The organism is Mycobacterium sp. SP-6446, from assembly GCF_001954045.1.
Lineage (GTDB): Bacteria > Actinomycetota > Actinomycetes > Mycobacteriales > Mycobacteriaceae > Mycobacterium.
On the sequence record NZ_MBEM01000081.1, the window covers coordinates 41,756 to 52,032 of the forward strand.

General features: G+C 66.5%; 7 protein-coding genes and 1 tRNA gene. 4 read left to right on the forward strand and 4 right to left on the reverse strand.

From position 1 onward, the window contains the following. Positions 1–53: 53 nt before the first annotated feature. The gene (locus A5736_RS06580; protein WP_076245192.1) at positions 54–341 is read right to left on the reverse strand and encodes a putative quinol monooxygenase; all 288 of its coding nucleotides are present in this window, start codon (positions 339–341) and stop codon (positions 54–56) included. A gap of 124 nt (positions 342–465) precedes the next feature. Here A5736_RS06580 and A5736_RS06585 point away from each other — a divergent pair, with 124 nt between their 5' ends. Continuing rightward, entirely contained in the window at positions 466–909 is a 444-nt protein-coding gene (locus tag A5736_RS06585) for a Zn-ribbon domain-containing OB-fold protein (protein ID WP_076064801.1), read from the forward strand. After that, entirely contained in the window at positions 906–2,108 is a 1,203-nt protein-coding gene (locus tag A5736_RS06590) for a lipid-transfer protein (RefSeq protein ID WP_076245193.1), read from the forward strand. The genes A5736_RS06585 and A5736_RS06590 overlap by 4 nt, the downstream gene beginning before the upstream one ends. A 91-nt stretch (positions 2,109–2,199) precedes the next feature. Here the strand turns inward: A5736_RS06590 and A5736_RS06595 are convergent, their stop codons facing one another. Further along, on the reverse strand, positions 2,200–2,826 hold the full coding sequence (locus A5736_RS06595; RefSeq protein ID WP_139333166.1) for an ANTAR domain-containing response regulator: 627 nt from the start codon (positions 2,824–2,826) through the stop codon (positions 2,200–2,202). Between the two features lie 126 nt (positions 2,827–2,952). Here A5736_RS06595 and A5736_RS06600 point away from each other — a divergent pair. Further along, positions 2,953–3,026, forward strand: a tRNA-Leu gene (locus A5736_RS06600). Between the two features lie 208 nt (positions 3,027–3,234). On the opposite strand, the gene A5736_RS06605 is transcribed toward A5736_RS06600, so the two are convergent. Then, positions 3,235–3,423: a hypothetical protein gene (locus A5736_RS06605; protein ID WP_076126124.1), complete on the reverse strand. Its 189-nt coding sequence runs from the start codon at positions 3,421–3,423 to the stop codon at positions 3,235–3,237. A 250-nt stretch (positions 3,424–3,673) separates the two neighbouring features. Between A5736_RS06605 and A5736_RS06610 the strand changes: the two genes are divergently transcribed. Further along, positions 3,674–4,348: an isoprenylcysteine carboxylmethyltransferase family protein gene (locus A5736_RS06610; RefSeq protein ID WP_076245195.1), complete on the forward strand. Its 675-nt coding sequence runs from the start codon at positions 3,674–3,676 to the stop codon at positions 4,346–4,348. 12 nt (positions 4,349–4,360) lie between these two features. On the opposite strand, the gene A5736_RS06615 is transcribed toward A5736_RS06610, so the two are convergent. After that, positions 4,361–10,277, reverse strand: a 5,917-nt coding sequence (locus A5736_RS06615) for a non-ribosomal peptide synthetase (RefSeq protein WP_083667213.1), incomplete at its 5' end; no start/stop codon positions are given.

Here is a 10,277-nt window from a genome sequence, read left to right on the forward strand (position 1 = left end):
CTGTTCCTCGCTGGCGGTGCTCACGGCTCACACTCTAGGCACCCCTCGTGACATCAAGTGAGCCGCCGCTCGGCGCCCACGTCGTACTCGGAAACCGACGCGCACACGATCAAGCCTTGCTGTTCATCACTGGGTCCGCTGCCGCGGAACGCATCGACGGCGGACCGCGACTCCCAGCGTTCGAAGATGGCGATGCGACTCGGATCGAGCAGGTCGGCGCTGATCGCGAAGTCGAGGCAGCCCGACGTTCGGCGGGCTTGACGCACGACGGCCTCGCATCCGGCCAGATATTCGGCTCGCCGCTGCGGCTCGACGACAAGGTATCCCGCGACGATCACCATGGGGCTCTCCTTCGCTCGGCTCACACCGGTATGACCGCCGGGGCCCGCCGAAGTCATCGGTGCAGCCCCGCGGCAGAACTGCAACACGTTTCAGTTTTGTGTTTGGGCTGGGTAGTCTGACCGAGTGCCAGAGGTCACCAGTACACAAGCCGCGATCGACGGCTGGTTCGCCGCCGACGACGCCGGAAATCCCCATCTGATCGGCAGCAAGTGCCCCGCGTGCGGAACATATGTTTTCCCGCCCAGGGAGAACAACTGCCCGAACCCGGGGTGCGCCAGCGACACCCTGGAGTCCGTCGCGTTGTCGACCCGCGGGACGCTGTGGAGCTACACCGAAAATCGGTATCCCCCGCCCGCGCCCTACCCCGCGGCGGACCCGTTCGAACCCTTCGCCATCGCCGCGGTCGAGCTGGCCAACGAGGGAATCATCGTGCTCGGCAAGGTCGTCGAGGGCACGCTGGCGGCGGACCTGAAGGTCGGCATGCAGATGGAACTGACCACCATGCCGCTGTTCACCGATGATGACGGCGTCGAGCGCCTCGTGCACGCCTGGAAGGTGGCCTCATGAGCACTCCCGAACCGCTGTACATTCTCGGCGCCGGAATGCACCCCTGGGGCAAATGGGGCCGTGATTTCACCGAATACGGTGTGATCGCAGCGCGGGCCGCGCTGGCGGAGGCCGGGCTGGATTGGCAACAGATCCAGCTGGTTGCCGGCGCCGACACTATCCGCAACGGCTACCCGGGCTTTATCGCGGGGTCGACGTTCGCACAGAAGCTCGGCTGGAACGGCGTGCCGGTCAGCTCGAGCTACGCCGCCTGCGCCAGCGGTTCGCAGGCGCTGCAGAGCGCCCGCGCCCACATCCTGGCCGGATTCTGCGACGTCGCGCTGGTCATCGGCGCCGACACCACTCCCAAAGGCGCGTTCGCTCCAGTCGGCGGTGAACGCAAGAACGACCCCGACTGGCAGCGGTTCCACCTGATCGGCGCGATGAACCCGGTGTACTTCGCGCTGCTGGCGCGCCGGCGGATGGACTTGTACGGGGCGACGTCGGAGGACTTCGCTCAAGTGAAGGTCAAGAACTCTCAGCACGGCCTGCAGAACCCGAACGCCCGCTACCGCAAGGAATCCTCGGTCGAGGACGTGCTGGCCAGCCCGGTGGTCTCCGACCCGCTTCGGCAGCTCGACATCTGCGCCACCTCCGACGGTGCCGCGGCGCTCATTGTCGCCAGCGCCAGGTTCGCCCGCGAACATCTCGGCTCGCTGGACGGGGTGCCCTCGGTGCGCGCGATCAGCACCGTCACCCCGCGCTACCCGCAGCACCTGCCCGAATTACCGGACATCGCAACGGATTCCACCGCTGTTGTGGCCGCGCCGGAGCGGGTGTTCAAGGATCAGATCCTTGACGCGGCCTACGCCGAGGCGGGCATCGGGCCCGAGGACCTGAGCCTGGCCGAGGTCTATGACCTATCCACCGCGCTGGAGCTCGACTGGTACGAGCACCTGGGGCTGTGCGCCAAGGGCGAGGCCGAGGCGCTGCTGCGCAGCGGTGCGACCACCATCGGCGGCAAGATCCCGGTCAACCCGTCGGGCGGACTGGCCTGTTTCGGCGAGGCCATCCCCGCCCAGGCGATCGCTCAGGTCTGCGAGTTGACGTGGCAGCTGCGTGGCCAGGCCACCGGCCGGCAGGTGGAGGACGCCACGGTGGGCGTCACCGCCAACCAGGGACTGTTCGGACACGGTTCGTCGGTGATCGTCGCGCGATAGCGACCCCTGCCCGTCTCCTCCCACTGAGTGTGCAAGCTGGGCGACCAGGGCGCACACTCGACGCCGTCAGCGCACGCTCGCTAGCGAACGGCTACTTGGACTCTTCGGCGGGGGCGTCCCCGAGGGTTTCCAGGACGACTTCGGCGACCCGTTTCATGGTGGTCCGCCGGTCCATGGCGGCACGCTGAATCCACTTGAAGGCCTCGGGCTCGGTCATGCCCTGCTTCGTCTGCAGCAGGCCCTTGGCGCGTTCGACCAGCTTGCGGGTCTCCAGCCGGTCGGACAGTGTCGCCACTTCCTTTTCTAACTCGGCGATCTCGCCGAACCGGCTGACCGCCAATTCGATGGCCGGAATTAGGTCGCTGATGGTGAATGGCTTCACCAGGTACGCCATCGCGCCGGCGTCGCGGGCCCGCTCGACCAGATCGCGCTGGCTGAACGCGGTCAGCACCACGATCGGCGCGATGCGCTTGCTGGCGATTTCCGACGCCGCGTCGATCCCGTCGCGGCGCGGCATCTTGACGTCCATGATCACCAGATCGGGCTTATGCTGCTCGGCCAGTTCGACGGCCTCCTGGCCGTCGCCGGCCTCGCCGACGATTTCGTAGCCCTCCTCTCGCAGCATCTCGGCCAGGTCCATGCGGATGAGCGCTTCGTCTTCCGCGATCAGGACCCGGCGCGGCACGGCGGCGTCGGTGTCGGTCGTGGGGCCTGTCATGACGCACATTGTGTCGTGAACCCGCGAGGCCGACGACCTCGGGGCGGGTCAGACCGGTGCCCACGCCGAATCCTCTATGGTGGGAGGCTGCCTCTAAGGTAGGAGGCCGAACTCAAGCAGAATCAAGCCCTCGTATCCCAACTGGCAGAGGAAACGGACTCAAAACCCGTCCAGTGTGGGTTCGAATCCCACCGAGGGCACCCCAAACTGGCGCCGTGCCCTCAAAGACCTGAGTCTCGTGACGCGCCAGTGATCCGACCAACTGCATCGTTCTGCCGGGTTTTACGAACCTGCGGTAAGGCAAGGTCGGCAATTGGTCAGCAAATTGTTTTAAAAGTGGCTCCGCAGGCGAATTCAAGATTGGATATTTGAGCCCTGATAACTGCGCGGAACGACCGCGCAAAACGACTAGCTCGAATGGGCGACGCAGACCTGTTCTTCTGCATGCACGACATTTACTGCCATCGGATCATTCTGGATGGAATCGGTTGCTACGCGTAGGAATGACGTGGCCCCATTACACCCCGCGCAGCTGCTCGCCAGCAGGGCGGTGAGGGTGAGGATCAACACGACAATGATTCTCTTGAAGCCAGCCATACCGCACCCCTTTGCCCTGCCGAACACGTGTGCAATAGCTCAATCAAACGCGTGTGGAATAACCCGGGTCAATACGTTCTAAACCCTTTTTTTCAAAATCTTTTTTGCCACCCACGCGGGGCAGACGGCCGACAATTACTCGGCTCGGCGGCTGGGCAGCGATCACGCGCGGCTGAACGCAACTCCCGGCGGCTTCCCGGCGCAGCGGCGTCACCTGTTAGCGTGCGGTACGCATGATAGGGAGGCTCGGTTGAATTCGGTTATTAAGAGGTTGCTATTCGGCCTGCTCGACCCGGTCGTCTTCGGCTTGATCTTGTTTGGGACGGCCGGCACTCTCAACTACTGGCAAGCATGGGTATTCCTCGCGGCGTCGTCCCTGTCGACGTGGATCCCCGGCATCTACTTGTTGCGCACCAATCCCGAAGCGCTCGAAAGGCGAACGCGGGGCGGGCCAACCGCGGAGACCCGGCCCGTGCAGAAGGTCATCATCGTCGGCTGGTATCTGTCGCTCGCGTCGGCGATTGTGCTCAGCGCCGTCGACCATCGCTTCGGCTGGTCGACGGTGCCCACCGCCATCTGCTTGGTCGGCGATGTTCTCGTAGTCGTCGGGCTGAGTGTGGTGATGCTGGTGGTCATCCAGAACAGCTACGCGGCCACGACCGTCCAAGTGGAGGCGGACCAGAAGCTGGCGTCCACCGGGCTGTACGGGCTGGTGCGCCACCCCATGTACACCGGCAACGTGATCATGATGGTCGGCATCCCCCTTGCGCTCGGCTCCTACTGGGGCCTCGCCTTCGTGATACCCGGCGTCATCGTGCTCGGTCTGCGCATCCGCGACGAAGAAGCCCTTCTCCGAAAGGAATTGGAGGGATACCGCTCGTACACACAGAAGGTTCGCTATCGCCTGGTCCCACTGATGTGGTGACAGCCGCCCGCCTTACAAGTTGCCGGCCGGCTCGCCACTTGAACTTCTCGTTGCCGGGTTCGCCTGCTGGCTGAGACGTCGAACCGACGGCGCGTCGAACAGGGTGGACACCGCGAGGTCGATACCCAGGGCCGCGTTGATCGCGGCGATCGCCCGCATCGCCGACAGCGAATCCCCGCCCAGGTCGAAAAATGAGTCGTCGACTCCGACGCGGTCTATCCCGAGCACGTGCGCGTAGATGTCGGCCAGCATCTCCTCGACCCCAGTCGTCGGAGCGCCCTCGCCGGCCTCATGACGCTCTTGCGCCGACACCGTGGCGGGCCGAATCGCCACCATCCGGTTGGCCCAGGCGCGCTCACCGTCATCGAGTGACGACAGCGGGCGCTCCGGGTCGGCGGTCATGGCGGCCAACACTCGCGTAAACCGCTCCATCAACGCTTCGACACCAGCGATGGCGAAAACGTCGGTGCGATATTGAACGCGCAGCTGCAATTCCGGGCCCGGCCCAGCCTGGATCGTGAGCGGGTAGTGGTAATAGTCGCGGTTGGTGAGCTCACCGATGGCCAGCTCGTCGGCGCCCACCGATGCCGCGGTGTCGGTCGGATAGTTCTCGTAGACGAAAACGGTGTCGAACAGCTGATCGTGACCGGCGATGCGATGGATCTCGCTAAGTGAAAGATGTTGGTGCTCAATGGTTTTAGCGTTGCCGCTGTGCAGCTCGTCGATCAGGTCGACGGCGGTGGTCGCCGGCGTGATGTGCGCCCGCACCGGCACCGTGTTGATCAACAATCCCACCATCGACTCCACGCCGGCCAGCTCAGCCGGCCGACCCGAGACCACGGCACCGAAGACGACATCGCGCTGACCGGTCAGCCACATGAGTAGCTGCGCCCACGCACCCTGCAGCACGATGTTGACCGTCGTGTGGCGCGACCGGGCCAGCTCGCTGACGGCGCGGGTGGTGGGCTCGGGCACGCGGAACGATGCGACGGTCCGCGGCCCCAGGCCCAGTCGATCGGGCGGTCCCACCAGCGTGGGAGCGTCAACGCCGGCCAACACCTCGCGCCAGGACGCGCGGGCGGCGTCAAGGTCACGATCGGCCAGCCAGGCTAGGAAGCTGCGATACGGCACCGGCGCTGGCAGCCGCTGCCCCTGGTAGCCGGCGAAGATTTCCGCCAGCAGGATCGGCGTCGACCAGCCGTCGAGTGCGATGTGGTGATTGGTCAATACGATGCGGTGCCGCTGTGGCCCGATGCGGATCAACGCGACCCGGAAAGGCGGCTCGTGGGTCAGATTGCGCACGGCCGCGCGCTCGGCCGCGCAGAACCGCCCGATCCGCTCCTCGATATCGTCGCCGTCGAATTCGACGTACCGCCAGGGCACCTCGGGATTGGCCGGGATAATCTGCACCGGCTCGTCGAAACGCTCCAGGTATCGCGCCGCCAGGTTGGGGTAGCGGCCGACGACGGCGTGTGCCGCGGCGCGCAGCCGGTGCTGATCGAGCTCGCCGGTCACGGTGATTCCGAACTGCACCGCATACGCATCATCGCCGGAGCCCCGCGCCGCTCTGGCGTGAAAGAGCAACCCCTGCTGCAGGGGCGTCAACGGCAAGACGTCGGCGATCGGGTAATCCCGCTGCAGCTCGTCGATCTGCTGTTGGGTCATCCGGGCAGGCGCGATATCCGACGGCGTCAACCCGCCACCACCAGCGCGCACGTGTGCGCAGATGCCGGCCAGCGCGTCGAACCACAACCGGGCCAGCCGGCCGACCGTGGTTTGATCCAACGCCGAGGGCGCCCAGGTCCAGTTGGCGTGCAGCTGCGGGCCGCTGTCGGTGTCGACGGTGCCGGCGTTCAGCTCGACGGTATGCGGCAACGGCATCGAAATCGCCCCTGCCGCACCGGTTGCCGACAAACCTTCCTGGCTGACCAGCCACACATCCCCGGACGCGTAGGCCGGCGGGGCGCCGAGGCGCCCGAGATAGTTGAACCCGATCGCCGGGTCGGACCCGGCCAAGTCGACATCGGCGTTCAGGTAGCGCAGCAGACCATACGTCAATCCGTCCGGATGGGCGCGGAGCTGCTCTTTGGCGTCTTTGATCACCGCCCCCAGCGCGGCCTCGCCGCCCAGGACCTGCGCCCAGGACAGCCCGCCGACTGTGAGCGCCACCGGGAATTTGGTGGTGAACCACCCCACCGTGCGGGTCAGGTCGACCTCGGCGGCCAGTTCCTCGTGGCGCCCGTGCCCCTCCACCGCGATGCCGATCGGCGCGCTGCCGGTGCCCATCATCTGCGCCCACGCCAAAGCGAACGCGATCAGCAAAATGTCTTGCACCCCAGCGTGAAACGCCGCCGGGACCTCACCGAGCAGCATCCGTGTCGTCTCGGCATCCAGCTCCAACGACAGGTGCCCGGCGCTCGCATAGGTGTCCGTCTCGGGTTGCACCGGCGGCAATATCGCTGGGGTCGTCGCCACCTGGCGCCACATCGTGGCCTGGTTCACGACTTGCGGGGCCCGCGCGTGCTCGGCCAGCAGCGAGGCCCACCGCGCGAACGATGTCCCGCCCGCCGGCAACACCACCGGTTGCCCACCGCGATGCTGCGCCCAGGCAATGTTGAGGTCCTCCAACAGGATTCGCCAGGACACTCCGTCGACGGCTAGATGGTGAATGATTAATGCCAACTGGCCCGTACCGGCGACCCACAGCGCGCTGAGCATCGTCCCGGTGGCTGGGTTCAACCTAGCGCGCGCCGCCACTAGTGCCTCGTCGGACAACGCGTCGACGGATTGCAGGCACGCGCCGGCGTCCAGCGATCCCGCCTCGGGCACGGTCAGCGACCAGTCGTCGTCGACCCGCAGCCGCAACATGGCATGGCGGTCCAGCAATGCCTGCAGCAGCACCACCACGTCGGCCCCGGTCACCCCTGCGGGCGCCTGCACGACCATCGTCTGGTTGAACTGCTCCACCGGGCCCTCGACGCCTTGCAGCCAGCGCATGATCGGGGTCGGCACCACCGCCCCGACGCCGGCATCGATCACGTCACCCGCGCCGGTGGCCACTTCGACCACAGCCGCCAGCCGGGCCACGGTCTGCTCGACGAAAATGTCGCGCGGCCGGCACCGAATTCCGGCAATGCGGGCCCGCGCCACCACCTGGATCGCCAAGATGCTGTCGCCACCCAGGTCGAAGAATGCGTCGTCGATGCCGACCCGTTCCACGCCGAGGGCTTGCGCATAGATGCCGGCCAGGATCTCCTCGACCGGGTTGCCCGGGGGACGGTACCGCTCACCATCGGAGTACTCGGGCGCGGGCAGGGCGCGGGTGTCGAGTTTCCCGTTCGGCGTCAGCGGCATCGCCTCGATCGCCACCACCGCCGCGGGCACCATATAGGCCGGCAACCGTTCGGCCAGTTCGGTGCGCAACTGAGCGGGATCGGCGATGCCGGTGACGTAGCCGACGAGGCGATTGTCACCGGGGCGGTCTTCGCGGGCGATGACGACTGCCTGCTGGACGCCATCGAGTTCGGTTAGGGCCGTTTGGATTTCGCCGAGTTCGATGCGATACCCACGAACCTTGACCTGCTCATCGGCGCGGCCCACGTATAGCAGTTGGCCATCGGCGCCCCAGCGCACCAAATCCCCGGTGCGGTACATGCGCGCCCCGGGAGCCCCGTACGGGCAGGCCACAAACCGCGACGCAGTCAACCCCGAGCGGCCGACATACCCATACGCCAGCCCCGCCCCGGCCACAAACAACTCGCCGACCACACCAGCCGGCACCGGCCGCAGCGACCCATCGAGCACAAAAAAGCCGAGGTCGGCCAACGGCAGCCCAATAGGACTGGCGTAGCTGTCGAGGTCGGTGCCGACGATCTCGCGCACCGAGGCATGCACCGTCGTCTCGGTGATGCCGTACATGTTGATCAGGCGCGGCGATCCCGGGCGATGATGCAGCCACGACCCAAGACGCGGGGGGTCGAGCGCTTCGCCGCCGAACACCACCGCCTCGAGCTCGAGCCGATCCCCTCGCCCGGGCGCCAGCCCATCGACGGCCTGCAGCGCATAAAACGCCGACGGCGTCTGGCTCAGCACGGTGACCCGCTCGGCCACCAGCAGGGCGTGCAGGTCTTCCGGCGATCGGGTCACCGACTCGGGCACCACCACCAGCCGCCCGCCGTGCAACAGCGCACCCCAGATCTCCCACACCGAGAAGTCGAACGCATGGGAGTGGCACTGCGTCCACACCCCGGGGCCCGAGAGCTCCAAGTCGGCGTCCAGTGCCTCCAGCAGCCGGCTCACATTGCGATGGGCGACGGCCACGCCTTTGGGCACCCCGGTGGTGCCCGACGTGTAAATCAGGTACGCGACGTCGTCGGGGGCCGGTGCGGGTGGTGCGATGCCGGGCTGGGTCGTGACGCGGGTGTCGTCGATATCGACGATGAGCACGTCATGGCCGTTCAGCCGCCCGGCCAACTCGGTGGTGGTGATCGCGGCGATGGGTGCGGCGTCGGTCAGCATGAACGCGATTCGCGCGTCGGGATGCGACGGGTCGATCGGCAGATAGGCCGCCCCGGCCTTGAGCACCGCAAGCATCGCCACGACGGCCTCGGCGGAGCGCGGCAGCAGCAGCGCCGCACACTCACCGGGGCCGGCACCCACACCGATCAGCAAGTGCGCCAACCGATTCGCCGCCTCATCCAACTCCCGATACGTCAGGGTGCGGCCCTCGAAGCTCACCGCCACCGATTCGGGTGCGCGCACGACTTGCGCGCCGAACAATGCTGGGATCGATGCCGGCGCGGATGGGGGCTGGGTCAGCGTCTTTCGGTTACCGATCTCGTCGAGGCGGGCGTGCTCCGCAGCATCGAGCACATCCACCGACGACAACCGACGGGTGGGTTCGGCGGTCATTGCCTCCAGCACCCGCTGGAGGCGTTCGATCAGGGTTTGGATGGTGGGGGTGTCGAAGACGTCGGTGCGAAATTCCACCGTGCCGGCGATACCGGCGGGCTCACCGTCATCGGTCCAGCGCTCGGCCAACGACAACGACAGATCGGTTCGGGCGGTGTGAGTGTCCACCGGCAACTGGGTGACGTGTAAATCGCCCAATGCCAATCCGGTGGGCTCGCTGAGGTGTCCGGGCAGGTTCTGCCAGGCCAGCATCACCTGCACCAGCGGATGATGAGCGAGGCTTCGGGCGGGGTTGAGCCGATCGACGAGCACCTCGAACGGCACGTCCTGGTGTTCATAGGCGGCCAGGCTGCGTTGTCGCACCTGGGCCATGACCTCTGCGGCGGTGGGATCTCCGGCCAGGTCGACGCGCAACACCAAGGTGTTGACGAAGAATCCGATCAGCCCGTCGAGCGCCGGGTCACGCCGTCCCGCGATCGGGAAGCCCACGGCCACATCGTTACTGGCGCTGAGCTTGCCCAACAACACCGCCAGGGCCGCCTGCACGACCATAAAACTGGTCGCATGGTGTTCTCCGGCGAGTTCGCGCACTCGCTGCTGCAACTCGGCGGGCCACTCCAGGGACACGCTGGCGCCGCGCTGATCGGCGATCCGCGGGTAGGGCCGGTCGGTGGGCAAGGCCAGCCGCTCGGGCATCCCGGCCAAAGCCTGCTCCCAATAGGCCAGCTGCTCGGTAATCAGACTGTCACGATCGTCGAGATCACCGAATTGGTCCCGCTGCCACAGCGTGTAGTCGACATACTGCACCGGCAACGGCACCCAGTCCGGGATACGGTCCTGCTGTCGCGCCCGATACGCCTCCCCGAGATCGGTCACCAGTGGGGTGATCGACCAGCCATCGGCCGCGATATGGTGCACCACCGCCACCAACACATGATCATCCGGACCAACCCGGAAAAGCCGTGCCCGCAATGGAATCTCGCCCGCCAAATCGAAACTGTGACCCGCCCGCTCCCCC

Coding starts and splice junctions, on each gene's coding strand:
- A5736_RS06580 (WP_076245192.1), bottom strand. CDS start 341: ATGGTGATCGTCGCGGGATACCTTGTCGTCGAGCCGCAGCGGCGAGCC.
- A5736_RS06590 (WP_076245193.1), top strand. CDS start 906: ATGAGCACTCCCGAACCGCTGTACATTCTCGGCGCCGGAATGCACCCC.
- A5736_RS06595 (WP_139333166.1), bottom strand. CDS start 2,826: ATGACAGGCCCCACGACCGACACCGACGCCGCCGTGCCGCGCCGGGTC.
- A5736_RS06605 (WP_076126124.1), bottom strand. CDS start 3,423: ATGGCTGGCTTCAAGAGAATCATTGTCGTGTTGATCCTCACCCTCACC.